17 protein-coding genes and 1 pseudogene are annotated in these 18756 nt (G+C 55.9%); 1 reads left to right on the plus strand and 17 read right to left on the minus strand.

Annotated elements, in window-relative coordinates; translation table 11 throughout:
- Nucleotides 1-768: 768 nt before the first annotated feature.
- The 16 genes and pseudogenes from KUV22_RS09390 to proC form a co-directional block, all read right to left on the minus strand.
- Nucleotides 769-1680, minus strand: a complete 912-nt coding sequence (locus KUV22_RS09390; protein WP_222230484.1) for a DKNYY domain-containing protein — start codon at nt 1678-1680, stop codon at nt 769-771.
- Complete coding sequence (locus KUV22_RS09395) at nt 1650-2009, minus strand: hypothetical protein (RefSeq protein ID WP_222230486.1); 360 nt, start codon at nt 2007-2009, stop codon at nt 1650-1652. Before KUV22_RS09395 ends, KUV22_RS09390 begins: the two co-directional genes overlap by 31 nt.
- 156 nt (nt 2010-2165) lie before the next feature.
- Entirely contained in the window at nt 2166-2627 is a 462-nt protein-coding gene (locus tag KUV22_RS09400) for a hypothetical protein (RefSeq protein WP_222230488.1), read from the minus strand.
- A 126-nt stretch (nt 2628-2753) separates the two neighbouring features.
- Entirely contained in the window at nt 2754-3143 is a 390-nt protein-coding gene (locus KUV22_RS09405) for a hypothetical protein (protein WP_222230490.1), read from the minus strand.
- A gap of 29 nt (nt 3144-3172) precedes the next feature.
- Nucleotides 3173-4636: a 4-hydroxy-3-polyprenylbenzoate decarboxylase gene (ubiD, locus tag KUV22_RS09410; RefSeq protein WP_222230492.1), complete on the minus strand. Its 1464-nt coding sequence runs from the start codon at nt 4634-4636 to the stop codon at nt 3173-3175.
- Nucleotides 4637-4793: 157 nt separating this feature from the next.
- Complete coding sequence (locus KUV22_RS09415; protein ID WP_010133764.1) at nt 4794-5063, minus strand: RNA recognition motif domain-containing protein; 270 nt, start codon at nt 5061-5063, stop codon at nt 4794-4796.
- A 296-nt stretch (nt 5064-5359) separates the two neighbouring features.
- A complete protein-coding gene (rho, locus tag KUV22_RS09420) occupies nt 5360-6619 on the minus strand; it encodes a transcription termination factor Rho (RefSeq protein ID WP_010133763.1) in 1260 nt (419 codons plus the stop codon).
- Nucleotides 6620-7129: 510 nt separating this feature from the next.
- Nucleotides 7130-7456 (minus strand): thioredoxin TrxA, encoded by a 327-nt coding sequence (trxA, locus tag KUV22_RS09425; protein ID WP_077399614.1) that lies wholly within the window; start codon nt 7454-7456, stop codon nt 7130-7132.
- A gap of 170 nt (nt 7457-7626) precedes the next feature.
- Complete coding sequence (gene hemW / locus KUV22_RS09430; protein ID WP_222230494.1) at nt 7627-8868, minus strand: radical SAM family heme chaperone HemW; 1242 nt, start codon at nt 8866-8868, stop codon at nt 7627-7629.
- On the minus strand, nt 8869-9513 hold the full coding sequence (gene rdgB / locus KUV22_RS09435; protein ID WP_222230496.1) for an RdgB/HAM1 family non-canonical purine NTP pyrophosphatase: 645 nt from the start codon (nt 9511-9513) through the stop codon (nt 8869-8871).
- Nucleotides 9514-9597: 84 nt separating this feature from the next.
- Nucleotides 9598-10047, minus strand: coding sequence for a DUF4426 domain-containing protein (locus KUV22_RS09440; protein ID WP_077399605.1), 450 nt, complete (start codon nt 10045-10047; stop codon nt 9598-9600).
- Between the two features lie 86 nt (nt 10048-10133).
- Nucleotides 10134-10730: pseudogene (metW, locus tag KUV22_RS09445) on the minus strand (methionine biosynthesis protein MetW); the annotation flags it as partial.
- Nucleotides 10724-11947 (minus strand): homoserine O-succinyltransferase MetX, encoded by a 1224-nt coding sequence (gene metX, locus KUV22_RS09450; protein ID WP_222230500.1) that lies wholly within the window; start codon nt 11945-11947, stop codon nt 10724-10726. The gene metX and the pseudogene metW, both read right to left, overlap by 7 nt.
- Nucleotides 11948-12070: 123 nt before the next feature.
- A complete protein-coding gene (locus KUV22_RS09455; RefSeq protein ID WP_222230502.1) occupies nt 12071-14047 on the minus strand; it encodes a dynamin family protein in 1977 nt (658 codons plus the stop codon).
- 211 nt (nt 14048-14258) lie between these two features.
- Nucleotides 14259-14864, minus strand: coding sequence for a YggT family protein (locus tag KUV22_RS09460; protein WP_222230504.1), 606 nt, complete (start codon nt 14862-14864; stop codon nt 14259-14261).
- 12 nt (nt 14865-14876) lie between these two features.
- The gene (proC, locus tag KUV22_RS09465) at nt 14877-15713 is read right to left on the minus strand and encodes a pyrroline-5-carboxylate reductase (protein WP_315857529.1); all 837 of its coding nucleotides are present in this window, start codon (nt 15711-15713) and stop codon (nt 14877-14879) included.
- Between the two features lie 237 nt (nt 15714-15950).
- Between proC and KUV22_RS09470 the strand changes: the two genes are divergently transcribed.
- Nucleotides 15951-17987, plus strand: coding sequence for a S9 family peptidase (locus KUV22_RS09470; RefSeq protein ID WP_222230506.1), 2037 nt, complete (start codon nt 15951-15953; stop codon nt 17985-17987).
- A 72-nt stretch (nt 17988-18059) separates the two neighbouring features.
- Here the strand turns inward: KUV22_RS09470 and KUV22_RS09475 are convergent, their stop codons facing one another.
- Entirely contained in the window at nt 18060-18755 is a 696-nt protein-coding gene (locus KUV22_RS09475; RefSeq protein WP_222230508.1) for a YggS family pyridoxal phosphate-dependent enzyme, read from the minus strand.
- Nucleotide 18756: the final 1 nt, after the last annotated feature.

Genomic DNA, 18756 nt, shown 5'->3' on the forward strand with positions numbered 1-18756 from the left:
TAACGGCTTGAAGCTTATAAGCCAGAGTATAACGATCGTAATTACGCTTTTTTGTTTGTCCCATACTGGACCTCTTTCGTGGATAAAAATACCGTCCACGAAAGTGGTTTCAGATCAGCAGCTTACCTTGTGCACATTTTGCGCAAAAATGGGAGCGTAGCGACCTGCGCAAAAGGTGCACAAGGTAAGCTGTCCCGCGGAGGGCCCCAGGCCCGGAGCATTTTGCCCGGCTTTGTTATGTGGAGCTACCTTGATTTGTTGTAGCTTATTTCGATCTCAGCACCTAAATCTTTAACTAAGATAGGCGAGATGCCTGATTCAATATTTTTGGCTATCTCAACAGCGACCATCCTATAACCTAACTGATCCTTGGGGACTCTAGCGCTTGCGTTATACAAACATAAGCTCGCCAATTTATTTAGATATGGATTTACTTCCTTCTGAGTCATATTTGTCCGTATCTGAATATATCCGGTTACGGGTGAACTTACATTCTGAAACTGAGTAAAAGTCTTTTGCTTTACATTAAATGAAATTCTTGTTCCTTGAAATTTCTCACTCCACGAATTCGCTTGATCTGGCGCACTAACAGCGCAAGACCTAGTAATTGGTATCTCCGCGACAATTGGAGAATCTCCGGTGCAAGAGGAGACAAGTAGTAGCAATGCTATAAAAACTAGTGGTTTCATTATTCTCATGAATTTGATCTACACATAACGCCGCAAGTTGCGGCAAGCTTTGCTTGTCCGCAACCTTGCCTCGTTATATTCATTCATTTTTATGCCACCTGTCGTAATCGCGACCACTCTCACCCACCACAACATCGTTTAAATATCTATTATTCTTGTCTTTAGCTAATTGTGAAAATCCGTCTTTTGGAATGACAACTTCGAATGTATCTCTATCTGCCTCTTTAATAATTCTATTATAATAAAAAACATTTCTTTTATCTTTAGAATAATAACCACCTAATTTTTCCCAGCTTTCTACCTCTACTTTTTGCAAAACAGAGGCGCCACAAAAGACAAAGTCATCATCTTTACCGAAAACACCATCATTAAGTGATACAAAGTTTTGAGGATTAGCCTTTCTAACTATTTTTGCTTTACCTTGGAAATCATAATAAAAAACATTGTTGGCATCTTTCCCATAACCATATGGGGTTAACAAATTACACCCATAATTTATTTTTCTACCTTCATCACAAGCTTCAAATGTTGAGGAATCAGCTTCTTTGAGAGAACCCATCAAATAATAAACATGGTTCTTATCTTTGTAGAATGTATTACTCAGTGCATGAAACGAACTGGGGTCCGCCCCGCTTATTCTTTGGGCGCCATTCCAACAATATTTTTTATCTTTTGCAAAACCGCCTAAATAGAACAAGAATGTTTCAGGGTCTGCTCCTTCCAGAATATCTTCCTCGTTAAAGTATATGTTTTTACCATTACTTGCGTATTGCTTATATGGATTTTCTTCATCATATTCAGATGAAGGTTTCATTTCTTTAACCAAATCTTCAGATGGAATTATTATCTGCTTCATATGCTTTAAATTTTGGAATATAACGCCCGGCTTTGGGGCGGACTTGGAGCCGCAAAGCGGCGGAAAGGCCGTCCCAGCCCCGCAGGGGCGATAACAGCCGTTTGTTATGTTTCGACCCCACTTTTTACTCGCCAATAGAGGTCCACGGAGACTAATGGGATAAACGCTGCAAAAATTGCCAGCGTTTTCCGCGTAATCTCAACTCTGCCACCAAATAGATCGATGGGAATTTTACCCTCAAAAAATTTGAACACTGCGACCATTGTGACAAGACCGATAATCAGTGGAATCTTTGACTCGACAATTCTCAGCATTTTTCCAAGACTAATGCTCAGTATTATCGCAAAAAATATTATCCCAAACTCGAATACTGGATACTTCTCAGTCGAGACTAGCAATGCGCCAAGTGTTGGTGTTACAGCCAATGCCGTTCCAGGTATGTAGGCTCCGTAATTCGGTTTCACTCAACGTCCTTGCCAGAAACATAACGCCCACGGCAGGGGCGGCTTACCTTATGCGCGTTTTGCGCGAAAATAGGAGCGAAGCGACCGCGCAAAACGCGCATAAGGTAAGACGTCCCGCGGAGGCCCGAAGGGCCGTAGCCTCGCTGCCCGTGATTGTTATGTATTTTGCACCAGTTGCGCCGCAACGACAGCTAGAACAGCGACAAGTAAAAGATATCTGGCTCCAGTTTTTTTGCTTTCGGCTTGAGTTTTTATGCCTGTAACTTGCGTTGGGTCTACACTCAGGAAGCCATTTTCTGATATTTCCTTGACGAACCGATCGAGATTTTTCTGAAAGCGAGGCTTCATCATAAGTGGTTCAAATGGAAACCCCCAGTTCCCGACGCGAATTTCTAGCTCATGGCCGACAACTTCGAGAAACACCTGCATCTCGATCGTCTCTGCGGAGTAGTCAAGCTCTAAGGCAAGTGCAGCCCCCCGCTTATAAAGCCACTTATTATTGCCACACTCTTTCTCAACGAAGCCATTTTCGACAAAAGACTCCTGCAAACGAGCAAGGTCACCAGGAGTTGCGATTCGTTCCGCTACATAGCAATAAACAATTTCTTTAAATTTCACGGAATCACTCCGAATACATAACAGTTTTATTCATAAGCCCCAGATATAGACATAATTGCCATATCTGGTCATGACATGGCTACATCTAGGAATTATTGCTAAATATAGCCATGTTGCGACTTGCGCCTAGATGTCTACATCTAGACATTGATCGATCAAGCCTTCAACTATGCGATGCTCAATATCCATGCGTTTTGCAACTGAGCGTTTGGCTACCCAAGCTTTGGCAACGCGGCTCCAGCGGCCACCCATCCTTCGCACTTCGTTACGCAGCTCGATTTCTTCAAAGGCGATTTTTATCGCCACCCAGTCGTTTTTGTTAATCGCCTGGGGAGTTGCCTGAGGCCTTTTTTGAACATAAGCCTCCCTTTGCGCGACAACAATTTCTACCGTGGTATACACGGTTTTTTTGCATGGCGAGCGTCGATAACGCACGGCGCAAAGTTGCTCGCCGTATTTTTCTTGGTAACGCTTACTACCGTCGTGGCCTGGCCTGATTGTTTTTATGATTTCCATACGCCCTCCTTGGCGTTGTGGTGGCTTATTTAAAGTCCGAGTTCATCCCAGATCTCATCAACCTTCTGTGTTACTTCTGGGTCTTTCACAATTGGGCGTCCCCATTCGCGGGTTGTTTCACCCTCCCACTTGTTGGTGGCGTCAAAACCGATTTTGGATCCAAGGCCAGATACAGGCGAGGCGAAGTCCAGGTAATCGATAGGTGTGTTTTCGACCATTACGGTGTCCCGCGCGGGGTCCATCCGGGTGGTCATGGCCCAGATCACATCCTTCCAGTCGCGGGCGTTCACGTCGTCGTCGGCGACGATGACGAACTTGGTATACATAAACTGGCGCAGGAAGGACCAGACTCCCATCATCACGCGCTTGGCGTGGCCGGGGTACTGCTTCTTCATGGTGACCACGGCGAGGCGATAGGAACAGCCTTCCGGTGGCAGGTAGAAGTCGACGATTTCCGGGAATTGCTTGCGCAGGATGGGCACGAAGACTTCGTTCAGCGCCTCGCCGAGTACCGCCGGCTCATCGGGTGGGCGGCCGGTGTAGGTACTGTGGTAAATGGGATCCTTGCGGTGGGTAATTTTCTCGACGGTGAATACCGGGAAGCTGTCGACCTCGTTGTAGTAACCAGTGTGGTCCCCGTACGGGCCCTCATCTGCCATGTCTTCGGGGTAGATATACCCCTCGAGCACGTACTCGGCGCTCGCCGGCACTTGCAGGTTGCTGAGTTTGGCCTCGGCCACTTCGGTTTTGCTGCCGCGCAGCAGGCCGGCAAAAGCGTATTCCGACAGGGTATCTGGTACGGGGGTGACAGCGCCGAGGATGGTGGCGGGGTCGGCGCCGAGTGCGACAGCCACCGGAAAGGGCTCACCGGGGAATTCCTGCTGCCACTCGCGGAAGTCCAGGGCACCCCCGCGATGAGACAACCAGCGCATGATCAGGCGGTTCTTGCCGATCAGCTGCATGCGGTAGATGCCCAGATTCTGGCGCTTCTTCTCCGGTCCGCGGGTAATCACCAGCGGCCAGGTGACCAGCGGTGCGGCGTCGCCGGGCCAGCAGGTCTGAATCGGCAGTTTGGTGAGGTCGATGTCGCCAGTTTCGATTTCGATCTGCTGGGAGTCGGCCTTACTCACGACCTTGGGCCCCATATTCATGACTTGCTTGAATATGGGGAGCTTCTGCCAGGCGTCCTTGAAACCCTCTGGCGGCTGCGGTTCCTTGAGGAAGGCCAGCAGCTCACCGACCTGGCGCAGCTCGGAGATGGACTCTTTACCCATACCGAGGGCGACACGCTCAGGCGTACCAAATAGATTGGCGAGCACCGGGGTATCGTAGCCGGTGGGGTTTTCAAACAGTAACGCCGGGCCACCGGCACGCAGGACGCGGTCGGCGATTTCTGTCATTTCCAGATAGGGGCTTACCGGGTGGGTAATACGCTTCAGCAGGCCGCGCTTTTCCAGCAGCTTGATAAAGTCGCGCAGATCTTTGTATTTCATGCTTTATTGGTCGACGGGAAATTCACCGGCCAGTGTAAAACAGTCAGCACAAAATAGGGAATGAACGCTGCCAATTCGACAGAGTTGGGGGGGGGATTTTGAGAGGGAAGAACAACCCGCAGTACAGGACTGCGGGCTGCCGAACTTCTAAGAGATCTTAGAAGCGGGGACGACGCGGACGGTCTTCGCGCGGCTTGGCTTCGTTAACACGGATGTTACGGCCAGACAGCGGCTGATCATTCATTTCTTCGATTGCCTTACGCGCTTCGTCGTCGTTCGGCATTTCTACGAAACCAAAACCTTTAGAACGGCCAGTTTCCCGGTCAGTGATTACAGTAGCCCGGGAGATTTCACCGAACGCACCAAAAGCTTCGTGCAGTTCGTCAGAGGTTACGCCGTAGGCCAGATTTCCGATATAGATATTCACAAAAAAGTCTCACATGAGTAAGTGGGCTGTCGTGCATTCACAAACGGATAACCAGCACCACCACGTTATCCACTTGAGTTTGGTCCGGAGTCAGACAACTTCCCAGTTATCTGGAACCAATTCGGTAAGTGTTGAAATACCGATCAACACATTGGTGAAAGCCTTTATATGCCTAACACCGCGGCTTTTCAACTTAATTCGGCGTTATTTCACGCCTCATTCAACGCATTGCAAATTTCATCTGCATTACACGAAAAAGGCCGGCAATTAGCGCCGGCCTTTACAATAAAAGAGAATTATTTCCGTTTCATGGACAGGAAGAATTCGTCATTCGTTTTAAAGTCTTTGAGCTTATCGATAAGGAATTCAGTGGCGGCCAAATCTTCCATATCGTGAAGCAACTTGCGCAGAATCCAAACCCGCTGCAGCTCGCCTTCCGGCATTAGCAGTTCTTCGCGGCGAGTACCGGAGCGGCGCACGTTAATTGCGGGATATACGCGTTTTTCAGCGATCTTGCGATCCAGCTGCAGTTCCATGTTGCCGGTACCTTTGAATTCCTCAAAGATCACTTCGTCCATTTTGGAGCCGGTATCCACCAGTGCGGTGGCGATAATCGACAGGCTGCCGCCCTCTTCGATGTTACGCGCCGCACCAAAGAAGCGCTTCGGGCGTTCCAGTGCGTGCGCATCCACACCACCGGTGAGTACCTTACCGGAGCTGGGCACGGTGGTGTTGTACGCACGTGCCAGACGGGTAATGGAGTCCAGCAGGATGACCACGTCTTTCTTGTGTTCTACCAGGCGCTTGGCTTTTTCAATCACCATCTCTGCAACCTGCACGTGACGTGCAGGCGGCTCGTCAAAGGTAGAGGCAACCACTTCACCGCGCACCGAGCGCTGCATTTCAGTTACTTCTTCCGGGCGCTCGTCGATCAGCAGAACAATCAGGTGGCATTCCGGGTTGTTACGGGTAATCGCCTGGGCCATGTTCTGCAACATGATGGTTTTACCAGCCTTGGGCGGCGCCACGATCAGGCCACGCTGGCCCTTGCCGATTGGGGCGACCAGATCGATGATGCGGCCGATCAGGTCTTCAGAGGAGCCATTACCGCACTCCAGTCCCAAGCGGTCATTCGGGAACAGCGGCGTGAGGTTTTCAAACAGAATCTTGTTGCGCGCGTTTTCCGGCTTGTCGAAGTTGATGTCGCTGACTTTCAGCAGGGCGAAGTAGCGTTCACCTTCTTTGGGGGGACGAATTTTGCCGGAGATGGAGTCGCCGGTGCGCAGATTGAAGCGGCGAATCTGGCTCGGGGAGACATAAATGTCGTCCGGGCCTGCGAGGTATGAGGAGTCTGCGGAACGCAGGAAACCAAAACCATCCTGAAGGATTTCCAATACACCTTCGCCGTAGATGTCTTCACCGCTTTTGGCGTGGCGCTTGAGGATATTGAAAATAATGTCCTGCTTGCGCGAGCGGGCGAGGTTTTCGAGCCCCATGCCCTTGGCAATTTCAATCAGCTCTTCAATGGGTTTGGTTTTTAATTCAGAAAGGTTCATACCAATTGCTTTATTACGGTTTCTTCTGTCGGTTCGCGCGGACGCGCTGGACGTTTCTGCGGAGGGAGTTGAAGTTTCGATGGTGATAATGCCTGGTTCGACATGCTGACTGGATTACTGACCGAAGCAACGCTCATTCAAGTTATTCACATTCGATCCCGAGCCCTAATCGATAACAACGGCTCAGATAAAACGAATACCCACTTACCACGGCACTAGTGCCAGATTGCCAATATGGCTGCGGCAGATATGCCTGTGGGGGATGTTCAACTTGAGGAGTTTGCGCCGGAGAGGCCGCGTCAGCAGCGGGGTTGGCGACTTGGCTCAGGTTTGGACTGAACAGTTAATTTGATTACTAGCCAGTATAACCGCAGTTCGGCATCCTGCAAGGGCTATTTCGCAAGCTTGGGGCGCCATTACCCGGGGGCTGCAACCCTCTTATCTCCTGCCCCGCACGGGGCCCAATGCCCCAAAACGACACAGGGCGCCAATGGCGCCCTGCGGGATCAATCAGATCTGGCTGTCGATGAACTCGGTCAGCTGAGCTCGGGACAGGGCGCCAACCTTGGTGCCTTCCACGTTGCCGCCCTTGAACAGCAGCAGGGTCGGGATGCCGCGCACGTTGTACTTGGCCGCAGCCTCTTTGTTCGCATCTACGTCCACTTTGACGATTTTCAGCTTCTCGCCGTAGTGACCGGAAAGATCTTCCAGAACCGGAGCGATCATCTTGCAGGGGCCACACCACTGTGCCCAGAAGTCTACCAATACCGGGCCTTCGGCCTTCAGTACTTCGGCTTCAAACTCTGCATCGGTTACGTTTACGATGTTCGCGCTCATAATGCTTTCCTGTGGTTCTGTTTCTTCAGGCCGGTGCCCGGACTGGCAGACATAATAAGTAGGGTCCGCAGCCCCCGCAAGGCAATTACTTTCACCATTCATGGCGTTTTGCCCTATATGCGGCCCGATTCCGGGTTTTCAAGGGCAAAGCTGTGGAATGCTGCAGCGGCTCAGCTTTCCGTCAGGTATCGCTGCAGTATCTCGTCTATGTAGTCATACCCAAATCGGCTGGTACCGATGGTAGGTCCCAGCGGGCGCACCAGTTCCATCGCCTCGAGGTGCCGCCATTCCCGCCGCAGGGTGTCGAGCGGCAGGCCGGTATATTGCTCAAAACTCTCCGCGGGCACCCCGGCTTCAAGCCGCAACGCATTCATCAGGAACTCCAGCGGACGCTGCTCCTCCACCACCTCCTGTAATTTGGGCAAAGGAAATTCCACGCCGCCCGTACCGGTTCCACACCCCAGCGCCAGGTAGTGCTTGGGCGCACGGGTGCGCTGAGTGCGCAGAATCCTCTCGGTTTGCGGCAGGGTGACCTTGCCGTGGGCACCGGCACCAATCCCCAGATAGTCGGCAAACGACCAGTAATTGAGGTTGTGCCGGGAGGCAAGCCCCGCGCGGCCATAGGCCGACACCTCATAGCGGTCATAGCCCTGCTCTGCCAAGTACGCCCGGCCGACCTTTTGGATCGCCGCAATCTGCTCGGACCCGGGAGTAACCGGGGGTGCCGAGTAAAAGGCGGTATTGGGCTCGATGGTGAGCTGGTACCAGGAGATATGTTCAGCACCCAGATTAACCGCCTGCGCCAGATCCTGCAGCGCTTCGGCCTCGCCCTGCCCCGGCAGGCCGTGCATCAGGTCGATATTGATATTGTCAAAACCCGCCGTGCGCGCCTGGGTCGCCGCGGTCAGTGCCTCGGGGCCCGAGTGGATGCGCCCGAGGTTCTGCAGCTGCAGCGGGTCGAAGCTCTGCACGCCGATCGACAGGCGATTGACGCCGGCATGGCGATAGCCGGCAAACTTGGCCTGCTCAAAGGTACCCGGGTTCGCCTCCAGGGTGATCTCGATGTCGTCGGCAAAGCCCACCAGCGACTCGGCGAGATCGAGAATGCGGCCGATGGCCAGCGGCGAAAACAGGCTCGGCGTACCGCCGCCAAAGAAAATGGACCCAAACTTGCGCCCCTGGACCCATGGCAACTGGCTGCGCAGGTCGCGCTCCAGCTGATCGACATAATCTGCCTCTGGCAGATGGCGTTCACCGGCCGGACTACCCTGCGCATGCTCCAGCGTGCCGGCAACAAATTCATGAGAGTTGAAATCGCAATACGGGCACTTGCGCACACACCAGGGGATATGCACGTAGAGGCTGAGCGGAGGCAACGCCAACAGTGAGCGGCTGGTACCCTGAGCATTCATTTAGAAAAACTTCGTGCCGGTTGCGCTGTGGGCCTGCTGCTCCGGCACCACCATTTCCTCATGCCACAGCTGCTCGAATTTCTTCACCGCATGCGCCCGATGACTGAGACGATTTTTCACTTCTCGTGGCAACTGCGCCGAGGTGAGCTGTTCCGAGGGAACGTAAAACAACGGATCGTAGCCGAAACCCTGGTCGCCGGCGGGCGCAGTCAGAATTACCCCACTCCAGCGCGCGGTACATACCAGCGGCACCGGGTCGTCGGCGGTGCGCACAAAGGCCAGGGCGCAGTGAAAACTGGCACCACGTTTTTCTGCAGGCACGTCTTTAAGGGCTTGTAACAGTTTCTGGTTGTTCTCTGCATCACTCGCGCCGGCACCGGCGTAACGCGCAGAATAGATTCCCGGTGCACCGTCGAGCGCATCCACCGCCAGTCCCGAGTCATCCGCCAGTGCGGGCAAGCCGCTCGCGCGGCTTGCATGGCGCGCCTTGATCAGCGCGTTCTCGATAAAACTGAGGCCAGTTTCTTCCGCCTCCTCCTGCAAAAATTCGGACTGTGGCAACACCGCAATCTGCCAGCCGGAAAACAGCTGGGAAAACTCTTTCAGTTTGCCCGCGTTGCCGCTAGCGAGGACGATTTTTTCCATGGGAAGCGAGTTCCATTCAACGCAAAACAGCGAACGCGGTGCGCTCGCTGTTAGTCAGATAGTTAAAAGGTGACGGGGTGCGATTCAGTTCTTGTGCAACTGGCGGCGGAAGGTCAGCTGCTGCTTGCTGCCGTCGGGCATTACCAGATCGATTTTGAAAGTCAGGCTTTCTTCGTTCTCAAAGCGGAACGGTGCCAGGTAATACACCGCGTCGCCATCGCGGACTTCCTGAAACACCAGGGGGCGCGACTGCTGGATCAGGTTCATCGCGTTGCCGGAAACATCGGCACTCTCGCCTTTGGTGCCGTCTTTTTTACCCACGGAAATATTCACAAAGGCGCGGTCACGGGCACGCACCAGATTGTACTCACGGGCAATTTCCGGGGTGATGAAATCGCTGTTAAACACCGAATAGCTCACCCGATAATCGCCGAAATCCTGATGGTTCTCGATGATTTTGGCTTGTTGCGCCGCGGCCGCTGCAGCCCACAGCAGTAAGGCCACAGAAATAAAAGCAGCAAAATAACGTTTCACGGCGTCCTCCTGTCAGGTTTCCGTGCGAAACCAGGCTTATCGCGGCCTGTCCGCATGGCGGATAAAACGACCCACTACAGATAATATTAGCGAGTCAGATGGTAAATCGCTGTCTCGCCGAATAAATTCGGCAAAAAGTCCTTCAACACGCCGGAAACCGGGGACTCCGATACCGCCTGGCGGTGCAGAATCTTCCAGTTGTGCTCCCGGCACAGCACTTCAAAGTCTTTGAAAGTACAAAAGTGAATATTGGGCGTGTCGTACCATTCGTACGGTAATAAATCCGATACCGGCATGCGGCCGGAGAAGGCCAGGTGCCAGCGCGCTTTCCACTGCCCGAAATTGGGGAAGGTAATAATGCATTCACGCCCGACCCGCAGCATTTCCTCCACCACCAGATGGGGGAAGCGCAGGGTTTGCAGCGCCTGGGTCATTAGTACGGTATCGAAACTGTGGTCGGCAAAGTTTTTCAGGCCGTTATCCAGGTTCTGCTCCACCACGTTGACACCGCGCTCGACGCACTTCTGGATTTCTTCCGGATCAATTTCAACGCCGTAACCACTGACCTGCTTCTCACTGGCCAGACGCTCAAGCAGCGCACCGTCACCACAACCCAGGTCGAGCACCCGCGATTGCGCCGGCACCCAGTTGTGGATGATATCGAGATCCTTACGCATCATTGGGCCACCTCGCTGCGCGCGCTGTCGGTTAGTTCGCGGGCAACATTGTTCATGTAAGCGGCGAAAATATTTTCGTAGCGCGCGTTCGGCAGCAGGAAGGCGTCGTGGCCCATGGGGGACTCTACTTCCGCATAGGTGACCGGGACATTGGCATGCATCAGGGCGTCGGCGATTTCGCGGGAGCGCTCCGGGGCAAAACGCCAGTCAGAGGTGAACGACACCAGCAGGAATTTACTGCGTGCATGGGAGAATGCCGCCACCGGATCGTCGCCGTACTCCCGCGCCAGGTCGAAATAATCCAGAGCGCGGGTCATCAGGATATAGGTGTTCGGGTCAAAGCTGCCGGAGAAGGAATCGCCCTGGTAGCGCAGATAGCTCTGCACCTGAAATTCCACCAGCTCTTCCACGCCCTGCTCAAAGGTACCGGAGCGCAATTCGCGGCCAAACTTTTTACCTAGCCCATCGTCCGACAAGTAGGTGATATGCCCGATCATGCGCGCAACGGCGAGGCCATGGCGCGGCAACGTATCTTCTTCCAGATAGCGGCCATCGCGAAAGTCCGGATCTGAAGTGATGGCCTGGCGGGCGGTTTCGTTAAACGCGATATTTTGCGCAGACAGTTTCATCGCCGAGGCGATCACCACGCAGTGGCGCAGGCGCTCGGGGTATTCCAGTGACCAGCGCATGGCCTGCATGCCGCCGAGACTGCCACCGACCACCGCCGCCCACTGCTGGATACCCAGCAGGTCGGCCAGTTGGGCCTGGCTGTGCACCCAGTCGCGCGCGCGCAGCGGCGGGAAGTCCGCCCCCCAGGGCTTACCGGTTTCCGGATTGATGGAGGTTGGCCCGGTGGAGCCGTGGCAACCGCCGAGATTATTCAGGGCAACCACGAAAAACTTGTTGGTGTCGATGGGTTTGCCGGGGCCGATATAGTGGTCCCACCAGCCCGGGCGCTTGTCGCTGGCACTGTGGTAACCGGCGGCGTGGTGGTGGCCGGACAGCGCATGGCAGATGAGTACGCCGTTACTTTTATCGGCGTTCAGTTGCCCGTAGGTTTCGTAGACCAGGGTGTATTCGTCCAGCACCCGGCCACAGGCCAGTTTGAACGGGCCGGGGAATGTGTGGCTTTTTGACTCGACAATACCGACGGAGTTGGCGGGCAGCCCTGCCGGTTTTCCTGAGTGGTGAGATTGCGCTTCCGTGGTCAAAATTTTTCGCATTTACTTACTGGGCGGGGCGCCAAGTTTACGAAAGCTGGGGACTGGAGTACACCTGTTAGCTTGTTGTGGTCACTCGCCGCCGTGCCCCCGGGGGCACAGCTAACCGCGAAAATTGCCCACAGGCTAGGAAGTGGCGGGCGCCTTTAACGGGGTGACGTTATCCGCAACCGCAGCCACCGGCGCCGGTGCGATCGGCTGTGGCGTCGCCTGAGTGTGTTTGAGCAGATCTTCCAGCGCACCCAGCGCGCTGTGGTTGCGCACCAGCTCTTCTTCCAGTGTACGCAGATCGGTGCGCTTGCTCTGGGTTTTCTGCTTCAGCTCGGTGAGCTTGATCATGTGGCGATTCAACAGGTGCTTCTGGTACTGCACATGCTGTTTCAGCGGTTCGAGTACCTGTTCCAGCCAGCCATCCACCGAGGAGATCATCTGGCTGTACATGCGGCCCACCTCGTTGGCGAGGGTTGCCACGAAGCGTTCGGTCAGGCGATTGCGTCGCGCCAGCAGCAGCTGCGGTGAACGGCGCAATTGCGCCGCCTGGCGGTGCAGACCGCGCAGTGCCGCCCGGAAGCCGCCAATATCAAAGTGCTGCTCGTTGGAAACGATGTTGTTCAGGGTGGAGCGATCGTAAATCGCGTCTACCAGACGGTTGGTCTGATCCACTTCCCGCTCGAGGTTGGACAGCTGATATTCCACGCCACCCATGAAGCCGTCGATGGCGCGGGCCAGTCCCAGCGGTGACCAGCGCTCATTCAACGCTGTGCGCGTCTCGTCGATCAACTGCTGCAATTGCTGGCTAGATACCGGCGCCAGCAGGGAGGCGCGCTGGCGGGCCAGCATGCGCTGGCTGGATTTGAGGGTCAGCAGTTCCTGGTGACAGTACTTGTGCTGTTCTTTGGCAGTGGCGTGCAGCTGTCTCAGCTCTTCGAATTGTTCCGGGCTGGCGGAGCCACGGCGCTTCAGATGCTCCAGGGTTGCACGACCACTGTTGAGGCGGTTTTTGAGTAGGTCGCGGGTATCCGCCATCAGCGTCAGTGCCTGATGCAGCGAACGGTGGTTGGCCACCTTGTCGCGGTGCTCCATCAAACGCTGCACCAGCAGTTTTTCAAACTCGCCGAAGCAGCTTTGTTGCAGCAGCATCGGGTCGCGCTCGGCGCGCGCCAGCAAAGCTTTTTTCGCGGACACACCGACCACGTTTTCCTGCGGCAGCGACAGCAGCTTGCTCACCTCGCCGCGCATCTTGCGCAACATCTGGTCTGGATCTTCGTCCGGATCGTCCCACAGCACGTCGATCTTATTCAGCAACGCCATCACCGCGGTGCCGCGATGCTCCTTGAGCGGCACCAAGTGGGTTTCCCACATATTGAGATCGGTGCCGCTGACGCCGGCATCGGCGGAGAGCAGGAACGCCACCGCCTGCGCGCTCGGCAGGGTGGACAGGGTCAATTCCGGCTCGTTACCCAGGGCATTAAGCCCGGGGGTATCAATAATGCGCAGGCCCTGGGCCAGCAGCGGGTGCGGCAGGGAAATCAGCGCGTAACGCCACGCCGGGATCTGCACCAGATTGCCATTGCCATCCAGGTGGCGGCGATCAAAACCGTAGCGCGCGGCCTCTTCCGGCGTTACCGCCTTGGTGGCGGCGACTTTCATCAGCGCTTCGCGAGTAGCGCCAGCGTCTTCCGGGTCAAAATCGAAGTTGACCCACTTCTGCGGAATACGGCGGAAGCTTTCCAGGCTGGTATTGGTAGCGAGGGTCTCGATTGGCAACAGGCGCACCGAAGCCTGTTCGGTGCCATCGCTGTAAATTTCGGTGGGGCACATGGTGGTGCGGCCGGGGCGCGAGGGCAGCAGCCGCTTGCCATAGGTGTGCGACAACAGCGCGTTGATCAGCTCGGTCTTGCCGCGGGAGAACTCACCTACCAGCGCGACGGTGAACTGGTCGTCCACCAGCAGCTGGCGCGCCTGCTGCACCACCTGGCGGGCACCGGCAGAATTGGGAAAGTGCTCTTCCAGCCAGTGACTAAACCGGTGGAACTGCGTATCCAACCCCTTCTTCCAGAGATCGTAGTCGGCTATGTGCTGGCGCAAGGTCACATCTTCCATGTTTGGGAGTTCTTATTCTTACTACTTCAGATAGATTTTCAATTTCACCGGGCATTTTCCAGCAAGCGCGCGCGGAGTTAAACCCTGGCACAGGGATTTCGCGAACTGGATAGCGTTAGAAAAGTGAAATGCGGAGAGAGAAAAGAGGGGCTGACAGTTAAGACAGCTTTAATAGAATGGGAGGGGGCCGGCATGGCGACCCCCAAATGCCTTAAAAGGGGATATGCCAGAACAAGTTGTATACCAGCTGCGGCATGTTGGCGCTCTGGGCAAAACCCACCAACAGTTTGTCTGCCACCGTCAGCAGGATAAACACGAAGATCGGGCTGATATCGATCACCCCCAGTGGCGGAATGATCTTGCGCACCGGCGCATACACAGGCTCCAGCAGCTGGCGCAGCAGCATCAGCGCCGGGTGTGAGCTTTGCGGCGCGATCCAGCTGACCACAATGGAGATCAGCATACCCACAAACAGGATGGCGATCAGCGTCATCAGCACCCCCAGCAGCGACCACAGCAACGCACTCAGCGGGTTCAGCATGCCGGCACCGGCGAGAAAACCGGCGCCGATGATCATTACCCAGCCCACCAGCAGTGCGAGTACCAGAGAGGCCATATCGATACCGAACACGCCGGGCACAATTTTTCGCAGCGGGCGCAGCAGCGGGTTGGTTACCTTGACGATGCCCTGAGAGATTGGATTGTAAAAGTCCGCCCTCGCCAGCTGCAGCATAAAGCGCAGCAGCACCGCAAACAGAAATAGAATCCCGATGGTGGCGAGAATGAATACGCCAATATTGCTAAAGGTGTTGGCCATTAAGCTTCCTTTTTACTTATCCAGTTCTTGCGCCATTTCCGCCGCGCGCGCCGCGCAGTCTGTCATCGCCTGTTCCACCAGTTGCGGCAGGCCACCCTCCTGAAAACGCTTGATCGCCCGCTCGGTGGTGCCATTCGGCGACATTACATTGCGCTTCAGTTGCGCCACATCCACATCCGCGGCCACCGCAAGTTTCGCCGCGCCCAGAGCGGTTTGCAAGGTGAGGCGCTCGGCGTCGGCACGATCCATGCCCGCCTTCTCCGCCGCGTCGATCATGGATTCCATAAATTGAAAGTAGTATGCGGGGCCGGAACCGGATACCGCGATGATTTCATCAATGCCGGATTCCTCCGCCACCCACTGGGAAATCCCCACCGCCTGCGCCATCTGCGTGGCTACGGATTTGTGCTCGTCGGTGACACCTTCGCCCGCATAGAGACCGGTAACCCCGGCACCCACCAGCGCCGGGGTGTTCGGCATGGCGCGCACGATCGGCACACCTGTACCGAGCCAGCGCTGATACGCGGACAGGGGAATACCGGCAGCGAGCGTTATCACCAGCGGTTTGTTGGCACTTACTTCCGGTGCGATGGTTTCACACAGCGCCTGCATGACCTGTGGTTTCACCGACAGCACGATCACGTCGGCCTCTTTTACCGCCGCCAGATTATCGGTACGCCCGTGCACACCGGTGCGATCACAAAATGCCTTGAGCTTCTGCTCGTCGCGGCCGGTCGCGATAATCTTGTCCGCCGGATAACCGTTGGCCACCATGCCACCAATCACCGCGCCTGCCATATTGCCGGCACCGCCGATAAACACCATCGCTGAATGCTGCTGTCCTGACACCCTTTCGCTCCTCTTTGCTGGCTGCTGCCTATGGCTACCTGTAGCTGCGTAATCAACTACTTTTGCTGCCGCGAATTATGGACACTCAGCACACCAATTGAAATCCTCGTCAGCCGGCATCGGCTCACCGCAAATGCGCCCGCTAGCGGTGGCATCCAATAGCGAGTTGGATACCATGGTGGAGACGGTACAAACCAAAGATTCAAAGAATAAAGATACAAGCAATAAGGAAAGCCCATGAACAAACCCCGTATGTTTGCATCGCTGTTGCTCGCGTCGGGTATTGCCTGGTCTGCGGTTGTCTCCGCAGCCGTGGAAACCCGCACCCTCAATAACGGCAATCTCGTTCTTGAAGATATTCCCGCCCTCCCCGAAAAAGTCGCAGCAGACCTGAATCGCTACCAGAATGTGCGCTCCGCGGCGGTACTGGGCTGGACCGAGGAAGGCGACTCGCTTTTTGTTTCCACCCGCTTCGGCGACGTAAACCAGATCCACCGGATAGATCAGCCGGGCGGCGCGCGCCAGCAGCTGACTTTCTTCAAGGAGCCGGTTGGGCAGGTGGAACCGCGCCCGGGATCCAATGAACTGGCATTTACCATGGATGCCGGGGGCAGCGAGGATGCGCAGATCTTCCTGTTCGACGCGACCACCGGCGAAAGCCGCATGCTCTCCGATGGTGAATCCCGCAATAGCGCCATCGCCTGGAGCCCGGATGGCTCCTTGCTTGCCTACCAGAGCACCCGCCGCGACGGCCGCGCCAACGACCTGTGGATAACCCGCATCGAAGAAAATGGCGAGACCAGCACCCTCGCCCTCGAATCACCGGACGGCAGCTGGTGGGGGCCGGTATCCTTCAGTGCCGACAACCGCCGGTTGCTGGTACAGCAGTACATCTCCTCCACCAATTCACTGGTGCATGTCCTGGATCTGGAAAGCGGTGATTTACGCTTGATCGCCGGCGACAAGGACAAGCAATCGCGCAACTACGCCGCAGATTTCACCGCCAACGGTAACGGGGTTTTCTTTGTATCCGACCGCCGCGGTGAGTTTGCCGAGCTGGTGTTCCACGACCTCAGCAACGGCGAAGAGCGCGTAATCACCGGCGATATTGCCTGGGACGTTGCCTCGGTGGTGTTCAGCGAAGACCGCCGCCGCGGCGCCTTCACCGTGAATGAAAACGGTATGGACCAGCTGTATCTCCTGGACCCGCGCTCCATGCGCTACCGCAAAGTCGAGGATATGCCGATCGGGGTCATTGGCGGCCTGGCGTTTAATGACGACGGCGATCAGCTCGCCCTGTCGATCAACACCCCCAAAACCCCCACGGATACTTTTGTCCTGAACCTGCGCAGCAACCCGTTGCGTTCCGCCGGGCTGCAGCGCTGGACCTTCAGCGAAGTGGGCGGCCTGGATACCGATACCTTTGTCGAGCCGGAGCTGGTGCACTACCCCACCTTTGACGAGGTGAATGGTGAGCCGCGCAAGATTCCCGCGTTTGTGTACCGCCCGCGCAATAGCGAAGGCCCCGCGCCGGTGATCATCTCCATCCACGGCGGCCCGGAAGCCCAGTACCGCCCCTACTTCAGCAGCACCTACCAGTTGTGGCTGGAAAAGCTGGGTGCGGCGGTCATTGCACCGAATGTGCGCGGCTCCGCCGGCTACGGCAAGACCTATGTGGCACTGGATAACGGCTTCAAGCGCGAAGATTCGGTGCGCGATATCGGCGCCCTGCTGGACTGGATCGAAACCCAGCCCGACCTCGACGCGGACCGCGTTGCGGTATTTGGCGGCAGCTACGGCGGCTATATGGTCCTGGCCAGCGCCATGCACTACAGCGACCGCCTGCGCGCCGCGGTGGATATCGTGGGTATCTCCAACTTCGTCACCTTCCTGACCAATACCCGCGACTACCGCCGCGACCTGCGCCGGGTGGAATATGGTGATGAGCGCAACCCGGATATGCGCGCCTTCCTGGAACGCATCAGCCCGAGTAACAATGTGGAAAAGATTCAGGTACCGATGTTCGTGGTACAGGGTGAAAACGACCCGCGGGTGCCGGTAACCGAAGCGGAACAGATTGTGGCGGCGCTGCGCGAAGGCGGTAAGCCGGTGTGGTACATGAACGCCCTGAACGAGGGGCACGGCTATCGCAAGAAGGAAAACCGCGATATCTATTCGCAGGTGACCGCAATGTTCTTCTCAGAACACTTGCTGGAGAAGCCGGTAGCCAGCTGGCAGACCGAGACCAGCAAAGAGATGCGCGCCGAGCGTTAATTCCGCTCCCTTTTTCGCACTAAACTCTCACAATCAAGCCCCTGATTGGCCTGGTCGCAGTATGCGTCCAGGCTAATCCCGGCGGCCGAAGATATCGGTGCCGATGCGCACAATGGTCGCGCCGCTGAATATCGCCGCTTCCATATCCCCCGACATCCCCATCGACAGGGTATCCAGAGGCTGTTCCGGCAGTTGAGATTTGAGCTGGTCCAGCAGCGTCGCCAGCTGAATAAATGGTGTGCGCTGGTCTTCCGACGCACCGCGCGGCGCGGGAATCGCCATCAGGCCACGCAACTGCAGGTTGGGCAGGCCCGCCACGGCCGCAGCCAATTCCGGCAGATCCTCCGCACTCACCCCAGACTTGCTATCCTCTCCATCGATATTGACCTGCAGGCACACATTCAGTGGCGGCATATCCGCCGGGCGCTGTTCCGACAGGCGGCGCGCAGTTTTTAACCGCTCAACCGTGTGCATCCAGTGGAAATGCCCCGCCACATCGCGGGTTTTGTTCGACTGCAGCGGGCCAATGAAGTGCCAGGTGATGGCGCAATCGGTCAGCTCGGCCTGCTTGTCCAGGGCCTCCTGCAGGTAGTTCTCGCCGAAATGGCGCTGACCCGCCTCATAGGCCACCCGCAGGTCCGCCGCCGGACGGGTTTTGGACACCGCCAGCAGCGTGACATCGTCGGCTTGCCGGTCACAACTGCGGCAAGCTGTGACGATTCGCTCAGCGACGGAATTCAGGTTTTCGGGGATCGACCCTTTGCGCATA

The sequence above is a fragment of the Microbulbifer agarilyticus genome, from assembly GCF_019800665.1.
GTDB classification, from domain to species: Bacteria; Pseudomonadota; Gammaproteobacteria; order Pseudomonadales; family Cellvibrionaceae; genus Microbulbifer; species Microbulbifer agarilyticus_C.